General features: G+C 71.3%; 15 protein-coding genes. 4 read left to right on the top strand and 11 right to left on the bottom strand.

What is annotated here, in order from left to right; genetic code table 11:
* Positions 1-48 precede the first annotated feature (48 nt).
* Positions 49-555, bottom strand: coding sequence for a nucleoside deaminase (locus M3147_RS10125; RefSeq protein WP_251203352.1), 507 nt, complete (start codon positions 553-555; stop codon positions 49-51).
* Positions 556-652: 97 nt separating this feature from the next.
* Positions 653-982 (bottom strand): hypothetical protein, encoded by a 330-nt coding sequence (locus M3147_RS10130; protein ID WP_251203353.1) that lies wholly within the window; start codon positions 980-982, stop codon positions 653-655.
* A 182-nt stretch (positions 983-1,164) separates the two neighbouring features.
* On the opposite strand from M3147_RS10130, the gene M3147_RS10135 reads away from it, so the two are divergent.
* Positions 1,165-2,124: an aldo/keto reductase gene (locus M3147_RS10135; protein ID WP_251203354.1), complete on the top strand. Its 960-nt coding sequence runs from the start codon at positions 1,165-1,167 to the stop codon at positions 2,122-2,124.
* 76 nt (positions 2,125-2,200) lie between these two features.
* Here M3147_RS10135 and M3147_RS10140 read toward each other — a convergent pair whose 3' ends face one another.
* Positions 2,201-2,668 carry a GNAT family N-acetyltransferase gene (locus M3147_RS10140; protein WP_251203355.1) on the bottom strand — a complete coding sequence of 156 codons (468 nt, stop codon included), beginning with the start codon at positions 2,666-2,668 and terminating at the stop codon, positions 2,201-2,203.
* Positions 2,669-2,794: 126 nt separating this feature from the next.
* On the opposite strand from M3147_RS10140, the gene M3147_RS10145 reads away from it, so the two are divergent.
* The 3 genes from M3147_RS10145 to M3147_RS10155 all read left to right on the top strand — a co-directional run bounded on the left by M3147_RS10145 (position 2,795) and on the right by M3147_RS10155 (position 6,617).
* Positions 2,795-3,379, top strand: coding sequence for a TetR/AcrR family transcriptional regulator (locus tag M3147_RS10145; RefSeq protein WP_251203356.1), 585 nt, complete (start codon positions 2,795-2,797; stop codon positions 3,377-3,379).
* A complete protein-coding gene (locus M3147_RS10150) occupies positions 3,376-4,416 on the top strand; it encodes a DMT family transporter (RefSeq protein ID WP_251203357.1) in 1,041 nt (346 codons plus the stop codon). The genes M3147_RS10145 and M3147_RS10150 overlap by 4 nt, the downstream gene beginning before the upstream one ends.
* A 71-nt stretch (positions 4,417-4,487) precedes the next feature.
* Positions 4,488-6,617 (top strand): putative Ig domain-containing protein, encoded by a 2,130-nt coding sequence (locus tag M3147_RS10155; RefSeq protein ID WP_251203358.1) that lies wholly within the window; start codon positions 4,488-4,490, stop codon positions 6,615-6,617.
* A 23-nt stretch (positions 6,618-6,640) separates the two neighbouring features.
* Here the strand turns inward: M3147_RS10155 and M3147_RS10160 are convergent, their stop codons facing one another.
* The 8 genes from M3147_RS10160 to M3147_RS10195 all read right to left on the bottom strand — a co-directional run bounded on the left by M3147_RS10160 (position 6,641) and on the right by M3147_RS10195 (position 14,665).
* Positions 6,641-7,345 (bottom strand): cupin domain-containing protein, encoded by a 705-nt coding sequence (locus M3147_RS10160; RefSeq protein ID WP_251203359.1) that lies wholly within the window; start codon positions 7,343-7,345, stop codon positions 6,641-6,643.
* On the bottom strand, positions 7,342-8,352 hold the full coding sequence (locus tag M3147_RS10165) for a zinc-dependent alcohol dehydrogenase (protein WP_251203360.1): 1,011 nt from the start codon (positions 8,350-8,352) through the stop codon (positions 7,342-7,344). The genes M3147_RS10160 and M3147_RS10165 overlap by 4 nt, the downstream gene beginning before the upstream one ends.
* Positions 8,353-8,375: 23 nt before the next feature.
* Complete coding sequence (locus tag M3147_RS10170) at positions 8,376-9,200, bottom strand: sugar phosphate isomerase/epimerase family protein (protein WP_251203361.1); 825 nt, start codon at positions 9,198-9,200, stop codon at positions 8,376-8,378.
* Entirely contained in the window at positions 9,200-10,084 is an 885-nt protein-coding gene (locus M3147_RS10175) for a PmoA family protein (RefSeq protein WP_251203362.1), read from the bottom strand. Before M3147_RS10175 ends, M3147_RS10170 begins: the two co-directional genes overlap by 1 nt.
* Positions 10,085-11,260: an ROK family transcriptional regulator gene (locus tag M3147_RS10180; protein ID WP_251203363.1), complete on the bottom strand. Its 1,176-nt coding sequence runs from the start codon at positions 11,258-11,260 to the stop codon at positions 10,085-10,087.
* A 6-nt stretch (positions 11,261-11,266) separates the two neighbouring features.
* A complete protein-coding gene (locus M3147_RS10185; protein WP_251203364.1) occupies positions 11,267-12,205 on the bottom strand; it encodes a carbohydrate ABC transporter permease in 939 nt (312 codons plus the stop codon).
* Entirely contained in the window at positions 12,202-13,206 is a 1,005-nt protein-coding gene (locus M3147_RS10190) for a carbohydrate ABC transporter permease (RefSeq protein ID WP_251203365.1), read from the bottom strand. The genes M3147_RS10185 and M3147_RS10190 overlap by 4 nt, the downstream gene beginning before the upstream one ends.
* A gap of 70 nt (positions 13,207-13,276) precedes the next feature.
* Entirely contained in the window at positions 13,277-14,665 is a 1,389-nt protein-coding gene (locus M3147_RS10195; protein WP_251203366.1) for an ABC transporter substrate-binding protein, read from the bottom strand.
* Positions 14,666-14,925 lie beyond the last annotated feature (260 nt).

A 14,925-nucleotide genomic window follows, 5' to 3' on the forward strand; every position in this document is an offset into this window, starting at 1 on the left:
CGTTCGTCGTTTCGGGTGGCGGGTGAGCGTTGGGGTGCGTCGCCGTCGCTAGCGGTCCGTCGCCGAGCGGTATCGCCGGCGCTGCAGTTCCTTGACCTCGTCGATGAGCTCGGGCGCCGGGCCGGTGACGGGGATCCCCGGTGCGACGGCGTTGATCGGCAGCGCGGCGACCGGCCCGGGCTCGAGCCCCCAGTCGGCGCGCCACTGCACCAGCTGCGCGGACGCGGTGGCGTAGACGATCCGGCCGAGGCCGACCCAGGCGTGCGCTGCCGAGCACATCGGGCAGTGCTCGCCGGAGGTGTACACGACCGCGTGCCGACGCTCGGCCTGAGTCAGGTTCTCGGCGGCCCAGCGCGCGATCTCGAATTCGGGATGCCGGGTCTCGTCGCCGTCGGCGACTCGATTGCGGTCCTCAAAGCGAACGGCTCCGGTGGAATCGACGAGCAGTGAGCCGAACGGTTCGTCGCCCGCCTCCAGCGCCTCGCGTGCGAGTTCGACGCAGCGACGCAGAAACGCGAGATCCTGCGGGTCGGTGACCGTGTGCTGTGCGTTCAAGTTCTGCCCCCTCGCTTCACGCCAGGCTACTCTCCGCGGCGACTCCTCGACGCGAGCAGAGCGACGTGCCGGAGGGGTCGAGGCCGCGGTGCTGCCGCTAGCTCAGCTGCTCCCAGCGGTCATCCGGCAGGACTCCGGACTCGAGATCGAGGAGCGCACGTCGCGTCTCGTTCCGCGCGAGGGCATACGTCGCGGGGTAGTCGACGGCTTGGCCGCCGACGGTCAGTTCGACGGTCTCGTCATCATCCGCCGGCGCGCCGTTGATCGCGTTGGCGACCCGGTTGCCGTCGTCGGTGGTTGCGGTGACGATGAAGCGGTCGGGTCCGCCGCCGACCATGACTTCCCAGCCCTGGATCCGGTGGGCGATCAACGTGTGGGTGAGCCCGTCGAGCTCGTCGATGCCCCAGCGGTCCGCGTCGTCGCTCATCGCACCAGTCTGGCACCCAACGGCGGGATGGCTGGGCATTGCGGGCCGCGCGGTGCGTCCGGCCCGGGAGCGGACTCCCAGTCCCGGTGTCGCATGGGCGGGTGCGGCCAGCGCCCGTCGGGCGGTAACGTCGGGAGCGGCCCACTGCCCCCTGATTCGTCCCCGTCGAACGAAGGATCCGGATGACCGTCGCCCCCGCCGCCCCCGAGCCGTCCGTGAAGCGCGTCCCGCTCGGCAGCACCGGCCTGGAAGTGCCGAACCTCCTCCTCGGCGCCATGCGCATCGAGGATCTCGACGACGCCGCCATCCGCGAGCTCGTCGACACCGCGCGCGCCGCGGGCGTCACGTACATCGACCACGCGGACATCTACGGCCGCGAGCTGCACGGCTGCGAGCGCCGGTTCGCCGATGCGCTCCGGCTCAGCCCCGCCGAGCGCGACGAGCTCACGCTTCAGACGAAGTGCGGCATCGTGAAGGGCGAGAGCGCGTTCGACTTCTCGTACGAGCACATCGTCGACTCCGTGGAGGGCTCGCTCGCGGCCCTCGACACGGACCGCATCGACGTGCTGCTGCTGCATCGGCCCGATGCCCTGGTCGAGCCCGACGAGGTCGCCCGGGCCTTCGATGAGCTGCATGCATCGGGCAAGGTGCGCGCCTTCGGGGTGTCGAACCACACGCCCGGCCAGATCGAGCTGCTCCGGCGATCGCTCGATCAGCCGATCGTGGTCAACCAGATCCAGCTCTCACTCGTGCACGCCTCGGCGATCGCCCAGGGCATCGCGGCGAACATGAGCGACGAGCAGTCCGTCGTGCGCGACGGCGGCGGCATCGTCGACTACGCGCGCCTGCACGGCATCACCCTGCAGGCGTGGGCGCCATTCCAGGGCGCGGCCGGGGTGTTTCTCGGCTCCGAGCAGTACACCGAGCTGAACGCGGTGATCGACCGGATCGCGGCCCGGTACGGCGTGGAGCCCATCGCGGTCGCGACGGCGTGGCTGACCCGGCATCCCGCCGATATCCAGGTCGTCCTCGGCACCACCAAACCGGCCCGGCTGGCCGCCGCCGCGCACGGCTCCGAGCTGCGGCTCAGCCGGAGCGAATGGTACGAGCTGTTCCGCGCGGCCGGCCACATCGTGCCCTGACCGTCCGTCGGACGCCTCGAGCATCGAGGAGGGCCGCCGGCGTCAGCGGCGCGGTCTCACCGTCGCGTTCGCGGACTCAGCTCGTCGAGCGGAGGACGTACGTGAAGTAGACCCGATCGAACCCGTCCTCAGTGCGGCGATCCACCTCGCGGTACCCTCGACGCGGGTAGTAGCTCAGGTTCTCGGTCATCTTCGCGTTCGTGTACAGGCGCACCTCTCCGAGCCCGAGCGTCACCGCCTCCGCCTCGGCGGCGTCCAGCAGCCGCCCGCCGATTCCCATCCCCTGTGCTTCGGGAGCGACGGCGAGGTTCTCGACCAGGAGATGGTCCGGGTGAGCCTCCGTCACCATGACTCCGAGCAGTTCGCTCCCGCGCCATGCCAGGAGCACCCGTCCGGCTTGCACCGGTTCGAGGTAGTCCGCGTTCATCGGAGCGGGTTCCCGGCCGATGCGCTCGATGTAGCCCGAGTAGGCAGCCCGTATCAGCGTCTCGATCTCGGGCACATCGGCGACGGTGGCCTGAACGAAGCTGATGGACCCGACCATGTGAGCGAGCGTACCAAGGCGGCCTCGGCCCGGCTGATTCCTGGCGCGACGGTCTCGCCGACCCCTGCACCGTCGTGCTTCCGCTGAAATTAGGTAGACTGGTCTACCTAAGTCGAGGAGGGCAGGATGCCGGCAGAAGCGACACGCCGCCAGGGCGGCGCGCGACAGCGCATCCTCGAGGCGGCCGCCCGGCGGTTCTACGCCGACGGGGTGAGCGCGACGGGGATCGACGCGATCACGGCCGAGGCAGGGGTAGCGAAGATGAGCCTCTACAACAACTTCGACTCGAAGGCTGCGTTGGTGGAGGCCTATCTCGAAGCCCGGCACGAGGAGTGGCTCGGGCTGTTCCGGGCACGCGCGGCCAGCGCCGCGGGGCCCGCCGAGCGCGTCCTGGCCGTCTTCGACGCGTACCTCGACCACGCCGGCGCCGCCTACGAGCACGGGTTCCGCGGCTGCGGCCTGCTGAACGCCGCGGCCGAGCTGCCCAGCGATGCGCCGGGCCGGCGCGCCGTCCGCGCGCACAAGGAAGAGGTCGAGCGGCTGCTCCTCGACGGGGTGCGGGAACTCGTCGATCCGGCGCGGGCCGAGCATGTCGCCGAGCACCTCGCCTTCCTCCTCGAGGGTGCGATGGCCCGCGCGGGTCTCGAGGGGAGCGACCAGCGGCTGCGCGACGCCCGACGGATCGCCGCCGAGCTGATCGTCGAGCGGTGAACCGCTCGACGGCCGGCACGCTCGCGGTACTCACCGCAGCTCTGCTCTGGGGGACCACGGGCACGGCGGCGAGTCTCGCGCCGTCGGTGCCGCCGATCGCCGTCGGCGCCTTCGCCATGGGGGTCGGTGGGCTCCTGCAAGCGCTGATCGCCGTGCCCGCGCTCCGTGCGTCGCGCGCCGGACTCGGCCGGATGCGGGGTCTCGTCCTGCTCGGGGCGGCGGCCGTCGTCGTCTACCCGTTGGCCTTCTACGCCTCCATGCGGCTCGCCGGTGTCGCGGTCGGCACGGTCGTGTCCATCGCCTCGACCCCGCTCTTCTCGGCCGTGCTCGAACGGGTCGTCGACCGGGTGCGCTTCTCGCCGCGCTGGGCGGTCGCGGCCCTTCTCGCCGTCGGCGGCAGCACGGTCCTCTGCCTCGCCGGGGCGGAGGAAATCGGATCCGACGCGGCGGCGACGGTCGGGGGCGTAGCGCTCGGCCTGGCGGCGGGCGCCGCCTATGCCGTGTACAGCTGGGCGGTCCACCGGGTGATGCGCGGCGGTGTGCCTCGGGCGGCCGCGATGGGGGCGGTGTTCGGGGTGGGCGGGCTCGCGCTGCTGCCGGTGGTGCTCGTGACCGGCGGGCCGATCCTCGCCAGCCCGATGACCGTGTCGGTCGCGGTCTACCTGGCCCTGGTGCCGATGTTCCTCGGCTACGTCTGCTTCGGCGTCGGACTCGACCGCATCCGCGCGAGCACGGCTACCACCCTCACCCTGGGCGAACCGGCCGTGGCCGCCGTCCTCGCCGTCACGGTGGTCGGGGAGTCGCTGCCGCCCGTCGGTTGGCTGGGGCTCGCGGTCATCGGCGTCGGCCTCGCCGTCCTGGTGGTGCCCCGCCGACGACGGAGCGGGCGGTCGCCGTGCCCTCAGAACTGGGGGCAGCCGACTCCGCACTGTGCGCGTCCAACTGAGGCGGAGATCACCTTCCGCATGGTTGGATCCAAGAAGGGGTTCCAGCATCTCGGCGCTGCACGACTCGACGCTGATCCGTCCCGCCGCTGACCCCGCACGTCGTACCGAAGCCCGTGGTGCATTGCGCCGCGCGGGCACCACGGAAGGAACCTGCTCACCCCATGCGTACCTCTACGAAGCGACGTCGCACGTTCGGTGCTGCGCTGATCGCGGTGGCCCTCGCCGCGGCCTCGGTGTTCGCCGCCGCGCCGGCCGTGGCGGCCGAGCCGCCGCAGGGCCCCGAGTGGGTCACCACCACGCTCGGTGACCTCACCGTCGGGGAGGATGTCGGCGCCATCCAGCTGGAGGCCGCTCCCGTCGACTACTTCGCGGTCACCGCGGGAGCCCTTCCGGCCGGGCTGCGCATGGGCCCGGCCGGGACGGTCACGGGCACCCCGGTGACACCCGGGCCGTACTCGGTGCAGATCGCCGCGGTGAGCAACGACGCCGGCGCCATGGCGTACCAGGTCTTCTCCGGGACGGTGAACGCGGCCGCGGCGGCGGTCACCTGGGTGACCGCTTCGCTGCCTGGCGCGGTGGTCGGCACCGCCTACTCGCAGACCCTGCTCGCGCAGAATGCCACCTGGTACAACGTGTCGTCCGGCGCGCTGCCGGCCGGCCTGACCTTGATCGGCGACACGATCTCCGGCACCCCGACCGTTGCGGGGTCCTTCCCCATCACGGTCGAGGCGTGGGGGAACGGGAGGTTCGACCTCGCGGACTTCACCGTGGAGGTGACGGCGCCCGCCCCGGTCGACCCGTGGGTGACGAAGGCGCTGCCGCCGCTCGAGCAGCACGTGGCGGCCGACGCCGTGCTGCTCGCTGAGGGAGCCACCTCGTTCGGAGTCGTCGGAGGCCGTCTCCCCGACGGGGTGACGCTCGCGTACATCGGTGCCGGACAGCTCCGACTGTCCGGCACCCCGACGGTCGCGGGCGCCTACGACTTCACGCTTCGTGCCTTCGTGAACGGCCAGTTCTTCACTCAGCAGTTCACCGGCTCGGTGAAATGGGCGATGCCGTCATTCGGTCAGCCGTTGTTCGCGAGGGCGAAGGCCGATCAGCAGTACTCCGCTCAGGTGGTCGGCGCCAATTGGTCCGAGATCGGCGTCATCGCGGGCAAGCTGCCGACGGGCCTGTCGATGAGCGGCTCCGGCGTGATCTCCGGCGTCCCGACGGTGGCCGGTGCGTTCCAGTTCATGGTGACCCTGTCCAACCCCGACTACCCGGCGGGTCAGGTCGTGAGGTCGTTCATCATCTTCGTCGATCCGCCCGCACCGCAGTTCACCGACCCGTTCAGCCCCCTCGACTTCCAGGTGGGCCGACCGTTCAGCTACCTCTTCACCTCAGACCAGTCGGCGACGTTCTCCATCGTCAGCGGCACCACTCCGGCGGGCACGTCGTTGTCCGAGCACGGCATCCTGTCCGGCACCCCGACGCAGTCGGGCCCGTTCTGGTTCACCGTCCTGCTGTCGAACCAGTACGGAACCGCACTCCGCATGTACGGCGGCGCGGTGAGTCCCGCCCCGGTGATCCCGGACCCGATCCAGATCACCAGCCCGGCCACCCTGCCGGAGATCAAGGTCGGCGCGCCGTTCGAGTTCACGTTCACCGCGAGCCGCCCCGCCGCCTTCAGCGTCGAAGGCGATCTGCCCGCCGGGCTCACCCTGACCGAGGCCGGGCTGCTCTCCGGCATCCCGACCGTCGCCGGCGAGTACTCGTTCACGGTCCGTGCCGTCGACGGCCTGGCGTCCGCCAGTGCGGAGTACGACGGCGTCGTGCTGGGCGCGGACACCGTCCCCGCCACGCCGGTGAACACGACCCCGGCAACCGCGGCGAAGGCGGGCGCAGAGCTCGAGGTGACCGGCGCCGGCTTCACGGCCGGCGAGATCGTCGAGGTCTGGGTGCGCTCCACCCCGGTGAGGCTCGGCGAGCTGACCGCGGACGCAGCCGGGAACCTGCGCGGCACCTTCACACTCCCGGCGAACCTCGAACCAGGCGTGCACCACATCGTGCTCGTGGACGAGGACGGCGTCGAGTACGTCTCCGGCGACCTCACGGTCATCGCTGCGGACGGCACCGTCACGGCCCCGGCGCCGGTCGCCCCAGCGAAGCCGGCCGCTGCGAAGAACGACCCCCAGCGGATCCCCGAGCTCGGGGTCGACAGCGGGAACACCTCGCTGCTCGTCGGTGTGCTGCTGCTCGTCGGTGCCGCGCTGACGTACGTCGGCCGCCGACGGAGGGCCGCCGCTTGAACGCCGGGTGATTCGGCCCGGCGTCAGCCCGTCGGATCGAAGGTGTAGGTCGAGAGCCGGCCGCACATCCCGAATCGCGGGGTGCCGTCCTGCGCCGAGACCCGGCCCTCGGCGAGATGGCTGGGCGCCCCCGCTTCGAGCGCGTCCAGCTGGCGTGCGGTGGCCGCGACGGAGGCCGCCGGGCCCGCGTGCCAGGTGTCGCGCCAGCGCGGCACCTTCGGCGAGACGAGGTCCGCGGCGGCGGCGTAGAACGCTTCCAGTGCTGCTGGCCCCTCGCGTTCCACGTCGGACCGGAGCCGGGTGAACCCCTCCACCGCGAGCGCCTGGCGGCGTCGCGCCGAGGCCGCTTCGTCGCCGGGCGTGAGCGCGGCGACTCGGGCGTAGTCCTCAGCGCTCGCGAGGTGCACGTCGGGAAAGGTCAGCACGGCGTCGCCGGCCTCGGGCAGTCCGTTGTTCTGCATCACGACGACGATCCGCAGTCCGCCCTCGTTCACGAGCCGGTGGATGACCCCCGGACCGAACCACACGACGCTCCCGTCGCGCAGCGGCGTCTCGCGGAACCCGCTCGCGTCGAGCGTCTGCACCCGGCCCGCGCCGCCGACCACGACGTAGCCCTCGCTGCACGCGGTGTGCAGATGCGGGCTGCCGCCGGGCAGGCCGTCGGGCGCCTCCCAGGAGTACACGTCGAGGATGGAGACGCTCGTCGCGCCCGGGAACGGGGTGGTCACGGCCGGCTCCAATCGATGGCGATGCCGAGGTGCTCGGCGGGGCGGTCGGCGAGGTCGTCGAACGCGGCCGATGCCTGGTGCGGGCCGACGGTGTCGGTGACGAGGCTCGCCACGTCGAGCCGTCCCTCGGCGATCAGCTCGAGGAGCACGCGCCGGTTCTCGGCTTCGGTCCACTTGTCCCTGGCGGTCGCCTGCCGCGGTGACGTGGACACGTGCGCACCCACCACGGTCAGCCCCTTCAGGTGGATGTCGTCGTAGGGGCTGAAGTCGGGCACCGCCCCGCGGGTGCTGCCGAGCAGGACGACCCGTCCGCCGCGAGCGGCGAGCCGCAGCGCCGGCACGAACGCCATGGGCGATCCGGTCGCCTCGATGACGACGTCGAAGCCGTCCGGTGCGAGCGAGTGCAGCGCCGCCTCATCGGCGGGATCGGACGTGTCGAAGCTCGCGAAGCCGAGCTGCACGGCCCTCGCGCGCCGCTCGGGCATGAGATCGAGGGTCACCACGGGATGCGCGCCGTTCAGCCGCGCGAGCTGCGCCGCGAGCAGGCCCACGAGTCCTGCGCCCACCACGACGACCCGCTGACCGAGCTGCAGCTCCCCTGCGCGCACGGCGTTGAGGGCGATGGCCGCGAGCTGGGTGAATGCGGCCTCGGTGTCGCTGACGCCGTCGGGGATGCGCGTCATCCTCGCCAGCCGTTCGGGCCTGGCCTCGTCGGCCGCGGACGCGTGGGGCAGCGGCCCGGCGATGCGTTCGCCGACCCGGAACGGGGCGTCGGGATGCGCGGCCGTGACCACCCCCGCGAACGAGTAGCCGGGCACGTAGGGCTCCGTCGTCTCGGGGGTGCGCTGCGTCGTCCGGCCGAGATAGTTCGCCACCTCCGTGCCCGGGCTGATCAAAGTGACCCCGGCGGTCGCGATGATCCCGCCAGGGGCGGGCTCCTCCGGGAGGTCGACGGGTTCGAGGTCCATCTGCCGGACGGCGCGGGAGACGAGTTGACGGGCGAGCATGCAGTCGGGCCTTTCCGGTGCGATCAGGTGGTGGGGAGGCCGGCGGCGCGGCCGGCGAGACGCAGGGTCCGGATGCTGCCGCGGACGACGGTCATCGGGTCGGGCCGATAGTCGAACGCCTCCACGGAGACATCCCCGTCGTACCCGATCTCGTGCAGGGTCGCGAGGATCGGTACGAAGTCGGTGTCGCCGAAGCCCGGTCCACCGCGGTTGGCGTCGTTCGCCTGCACGTGCGCGACGTGCGGTGCCGCGAGGCGGATCAGCTCGGGCATGGGCGTCGGCTCGTCGGCCATGCTCTTCACATCGAGGACGAGGCGCACGGCGGGGGAGTCCAGCTCACGCACGACGTCGATCACCTCGCGCGTCGTGGTCATGAAGTCCGTCTCGTCGCGCGGGAGCGCTTCGAGGCAGATCGTCACGCCGGCTTCCTCGGCGGTCTCGGCCCACGCCGCGAAGAGCTCGAGGGCATGGGCCCGTGCGTCGACGGGTCGCATCCCGGGCGGCGTACTGCGTTGCGCGGGCGAGCCGAACACCATGATCGTGCCGCCCATCGCGGCGCACGACCGGGTCAGCGAGCGCAGGTGCTCGAGCGTGCGGTGTCGCAGGGCCGGCTCGGCGACGTGCAGCCCCTCGGTCCGGGCGAGCAGCCAGTGCATGCCGAGGATCGCGAGCCCGCGCTCGTCGGCGAGGCGGCGGACCGCGAGGGCGTCGGCCTCGCTCGGGGACGCGTCGGCGGCGAGCGTGAAGGGCGCGAGCTCGAGCGCGCGGTAGCCGGCGTCGGCGAACGCGTCGAAGGCGTCCGCGAGCGGCAGGTGTTCGAGGATCTCGTTGCAGATCGCCCAGCGCATCAGGATGCCCCGTACCGTTCGGCGTGCTCGTCGATCACGGCGGAGTCGAGCGGCCCGCTGAACGTCAGGAGCCGATGCCGGAACGTGACCCGCTCGCCGGGTTCGAGGATCATCGTGCCGTCGGCGCTCTCGCCCCCGGGGAAGTCCGACAGCCCGAACGGGTTGGCCGCGAGCAGCCCGTAGTCGCGCACGTGCCAGTGCACCGGATGGCCCGGGTTCGACGGATGGTCGAGCACCGCCAGGCCGACCTCGGCGGCGCCCACGCGGCCCGCGTAGGCGCACCACCGTGCCGGGCGGCCCCAGGCACGAGCTTCACCCACGGCGCCCTCGGACGTCTGGATGCGTCCGCCTCGCCGTTCCTCCAGCTCGGGGGTGACGCGCACGGCGACGAGTCCCGCCTCTTTGGTGTCCGCGAGCGTCACCGCACCGGCGGTCGCCCCTGGTTCGCTGAGCCCGTCGAAGCGCGCCAGGGTTGGTTCGAGAGTGCCCTCGAGGTCGAGGGCCTGGGTGCCGTCGGCGCCCGGCCGGTGGGCCCGGACGACACGGTGCTCGGTGAGCAGCGGCGCACCGGACGAGTCGAGCCAGACGGCGTCGTGCGCGACCGTGACCGTCGTCGGCGAGTCGTGGCGCGTCACCGGGCCGAGGCTCACGATCGAGCCGTGCCCCGCGAACTCGGTCCAGAGGTCGGCACCGTTCACCGCGCGGTGACCCCACCAGACCCCCCGGTGGTGCGGGTGATCGTCGGAGCCGTCGGGAAGCGGCGCCCCGCCGAGCTCGCGCAACAGCGGGACGCCGTCGACGGTGCTCAGGCGGTCGAGATACGGGCGGGGTGTGCCATCGGGCACGTACCGGGCGAAGACCCGGCCGTCGAAGCCGAGCTCCATTCAGCCCACCAGCTCGAGGCGCGAGTCGACGGCATCCGCGGAGAAGACCTGGTCGATGACGAGATGGCGCGCCCCTTGGATGGCGGCGTCGCCGCCGAGCGAGCTCGATGCGATGAACAGCTCGCGGGTCGCGAGCGGGACCGTGCGCTCGTAGATCCGCTCGCGAACCGCATCGAGCAGGGTGGCGCCGTGCGAGGACATCGCGCCGCCGAGTACCACCACCGACGGGTTCAGGAGCGCGACCGACGTGGCGAGCACGTCGCCGAGGAGGCGGCCGGCACGCTCGGTGAGCTCGACCGCGCGCGGGTCCCCGTCGCCGACGAGGCGACTCACCTCGGACGCGGAGTGCACGTCACGGCCACCCTCGCGGAGCATCCGCGCGATGGCGCCGCCGCTGGCCTCGGTGGCGAGGCATCCGTAGGCCCCGCAGGTGCATCGGTGCGTGGCGCCCGGCAGTCGGATGTGGCCGATATCGCCGGCGCCCCCGGCGATGCCGCGCTCAGGCTCGCCATGGAGGATGACGCCCGCGCCGATGCCCGTGCCGACCTTGACGAACAGCAGGCTCGGTGCATCGGGGTAGCGGGCGCGGCTCTCACCGAGGCCCATGAGATTGGCGTCGTTGTCGACGAAGACCGGCACGCCGAGCAGCGTCCGGAGCGTCTCGGCGATCGGGAAGTCGTGCCAGCCGGGCATCATCGGCGGGTAGTTCGGCCGCTGCGTGGAGAAGCGCACCGGCGCCGGGATGCCGACGCCGACGCCGACGACCTCGTCGATCGATCGGCGGGCGCGCGTCAGCAGCTCGGCGAGTCGCTTCGCGAGGTTGCGGAGGGTCTCGTCGGGGGCGAGGTCGATGCGCAGCTCGGCGTGCGCCTGTGCGACGATCTGCCCGCCCGCATCGACGATGGCGAGGTTCGCGTGCGTTGCGCCGAGGTCGACCGCGAGCACGAGTTGGCGCGCTTCGTCGAACGAGAGGATCTTCGCCGGGCGACCCGTCGACCCCGCGGCCTGCCCGACCTCCCGGACGTAGCCCGCGTTGATCAGCTGCGCCATCCGCAGTGCCAACGTCGATCGCGACAGCCCGGTGATCTCCTGCACGTCGCGCCGCGTGCGCGCCCGGCCCGACCGCACCAGAGCGAGGATGTCGCCCGCCGACGCGCTGACTGAAGTGCCCGCCATGCTCGCCTACCCCTTCTCGGCTCCGGCGGTGAGTCCGCCGGTGAGCAGCCGCTCGGTCAGGAAGAACAGAATGATGATCGGCAGTGTGAGCACCACCGAACCGGCCATCAAGACGGTGGTCGGTACCTCAATGCTGCCGGACAACTGCGACAATCCCAGCGACACGGTCCAGAGCGGGCGCTTGTCGACGAGGAACAGTAGCGCGAAGAGGAACTCGTTCCACGCGATCATGAACACGAACAGCCCGGTGGCCATGAGCGAGGGCAGCGAGAGCGGCAGGGTGATGCGCCGCAGTACGCCGAGCCGCGAGAGCCCGTCCATGAGCCCGGCCTCCTCCACCGACTCGGGCACGGTCTGGAAGTAGTTGCGGATCATGTAGATCGCGACGGGCACGGTCTGCGCCAGGTAGACGATCACGAGCCCCGCGAGCGAGCCGCGCAGTCCGATCCGGGTGAACATGACGAACAGCGGGATCGCGATGATGATCGCGGGGAAGAGGTAGGTCGCGAGGAACAGTGCGCTCACCTGCCGGCGCCCGATGAACGGCAGTCGCGAGATGGCGTACGCGCCCGGGATCGCGATGAGCAGGGCGAGCACGACCGAGCTGATCGCGACGATCGCGCTGTTGCCGAGAAAGGTCAGGAATCCCTGCCCGCCGTCGGCGACCGGGGCGAGCACGTCGCGGTAGGTCTCGAGGGTGAGCTCGTCGAGCGAGGGCAGGATCTGCGAAGGGTTGCGCAGCAGGCTCTCGATCGGACGCACCGACAGCAGCAGCATGTACAGGAACGGCAGCAGCGTCGCGACCAGGAAGAGCGCGATGGTGACCCATCTCAGGATGCCGAGGGCGGCGCGCTGCCGTCGGGCGGCGGGCGGCCGGCGGCGCGGCTTGAGTGCCCGGGCCCCCGCCGCCTCGGCGACGGCCGCGCTCGCGGTTGCGGTGGTCACAGGCTCTCTCCTCTCCGGCGCATGATGAGCACGTAGACGCCGAGCATGACGATGAGCAGCACCGCGAGCACGACCGACATGGCCGAGGCCGCGCCGACGTTGCGCTGCACGGTGAGCAGCTCGTAGACGAGGACGCTCGCCACCTGCGTGCCGGCGGCGCCACCGGTCAGCAGGAAGATGTCGTCGAACTCGTTGAAGGTCCAGATGGTGCGGAGCACCGCGAGCACGCCGATGATCGGCACGAGCTGCGGCCACACGATGTAGCGGAAGGTCTGCCAGGGGCCGGCGCCGTCGACCAGGGCCGCCTCCTCGGGCTCCCGGGACATGCCCTCGAGCCTCGCCATGATGAAGAGGAACGCGAACGGGAAGTACCGCCACCCCTCGAAGGCGATGACCGTGAGCAGCGCGGTCGGCACCGGAATCGACAGCCCCAGGAATTTCCAGTGGGCGACGGCCTGCGTGAGGAACGGGATCGGCTCATCCCAGCCGAGCACGTTCTGCCCGAACTCGTTGACGATGCCGAACTCGGGGTTCAGCATGATCCGCCAGACGAAGGTGACGGCGACGACGGGAGCGACGTAGGGGAGCAGGAAGGCGGCCCGCACGAGCGTCCGGCCGCGGAACGGCCGGCGGACGACGAGGGCGGCGACCGTGCCGAGGAAGACGACCAGCACGACCGAACCGATCGTGTAGCCGATGGTCGTCGCGAGGCTCGCCCACAGCGCGCCCGAACGCAACACGCGCTCGTAGTTCTCGAGGGTGAATCCGCTGAACGGATCGGCGGTGCCGATCTGGATGAGGGTCAGCTCCTGGAAGGAGATGACGACGGCCCAGATCAGCGGGAGCACGACGACCGTCAGCACGATGATCAGGGTCGGACTCATCAGTGCGAGGCCCGTGCGGGCATCCTTCTGCGTGAGCGTCCGCCGACGTCTCGCACGCGGCCGGTCGGCCGACGGCGGCTGGGCCGCCCGCCCGCGGTCTGGCTCGGTAGCCGTCATGATGCTGCTCCTCCGGTCGGGTGCCCGGTCCGCGTCGCGCGCAGACCGGGCGCCCCTCTCGTTCGGTCGGCTAGAGGCCGAGGTCTGCCTTGATCACGTTGGCCTCTTCTGCGGCCTGCCGGGCCGCGTCTTCGGCGCTCAGCCCCGAGTTGATCGTTTCGGACAGGATGCCCGGCAGCACGAACTGCCCGCTCACTGCGCCGGCGAGCGCGCCCTGGCCCTGCGGCAGGCCCCAGCGGCTGAAGGACTCGGGTGCTTCGAGGACCGACTGGAGCACCTCGGCGGGCAGCACCGAGGACAGCAGCGCCTTGGTGTCCACGCCCGCCTCGAGCTCCTGCCAACCGTCGCTGAAGGCGCTGGCGTCGTCGGCGGTGCCGAGCCGGGTCGGGACCTTTCCTTCCGGAGCGACGGCGAGCCAGTCGAGGTAGCCGTCGCCCATCAAGTACTCGACGAGCTCCTGCGTGCCGTCGGAGGCGTCGTCGAGCACCGCCCACGAGACGATCTCGCCGAACGAAGCCGGCTCGGCGCTGTTCGGCCCCTCGATGGCGCTGACGATGCCGGTGTTGGCGGCGAGGAAGCTCGAGTCGGCCTGGCACTCGGCGCACGTGGGCAGCGCGTCGTTGCGAAGACCCGCGAGCTCGTCCAGGAGGAACGACGACCAGACGATCATCGCGGCGCCGCCCGAGAAGTACTCGGCCCGCGTGGTGTCGGCGTCTTGATTGCCCGCGACCGAGCCGTCGGTGATGAGCGAGGTGTAGAAGTCGATCGCCTCGACGCACTCGGGGCTGTCGAGGGTGATCTCGGCGGCGTCGTCCACGAGCTCGCAGCCGTTGGCGAGCGCGAAGTGCTCGAACGTCTGCTGCGTGAACGAGTCGGCCGGCGCGGTCGCGGCGACGATGCCTGCGAGCTCGGGGGAATCCAGCGCGGTCGCGGCCGCCATGATCGAGTCGTAGTCGGTCGGGGGCTCGAGGCCCGCCTGCTCGAACAGGTCGGTGCGGTAGAAGAGCAGCTGCGCCCAGCTGTCGCTCGGCACGCCGAGCTGCTCCCCGTCGTTCTGCGTCAGCTCGAGCGATCGATCGGAGAAGGTGTCCGCTCCGAGCGACTCGACGATCGAGGCGGCGGCGGCCTCGTCGAGGACCCCGTCGGTCTGCAGCTGGTAGAGGGAGTTGAGGGGCACCGCACCGATCACATCGGGCAGTTCGCCGGATGCCGCCGAGGAGGCGAGCACGGTGGCGAGCTGGTCGGTCGCGAGCGCGGTGAGCTCGATCTCGACGCCCGCCTCCTCGGCGTACGCGTCGAGCATCGCCTGCTGCGCCTCGACGCGCTCGGCCACATCTTCGAGCGTCCAGACGGTGATCGTCGTGTCGCCGGCGTCGTCGCCGGTGTCGGGCGAACAGCCGGTGAGGACCAGGGCGGATGCCGCTGCTGCGGCGATGATGCCTGCGCGGACGTTGCGCATGAGTTCTCATTTCGGTCACGTGGGCGGGGGCCGCCCGAAGGCGGGGCACTCGCTTGGTCGACGTCGACACATCCCACGCGGCCGTGCGGTGCTGCGCTCATTGAACACCGGAGTTATGTCCAACCACAAGCCCTAACTAGAAATTGAGACGCAATGTGCCTTGATCTAGCAAGAAATGTTTAGTCCGATCCATGGATGAATTGCTTGCAGCTTCAGAACCGCCCGCGTAGGGTTGCTCCGTCGCCACGACGTCGAGGGGC

It is taken from the genome of Agromyces mediolanus (assembly GCF_023715325.1).
In the GTDB taxonomy this organism is placed as follows: Bacteria; Actinomycetota; Actinomycetes; order Actinomycetales; family Microbacteriaceae; genus Agromyces; species Agromyces mediolanus_A.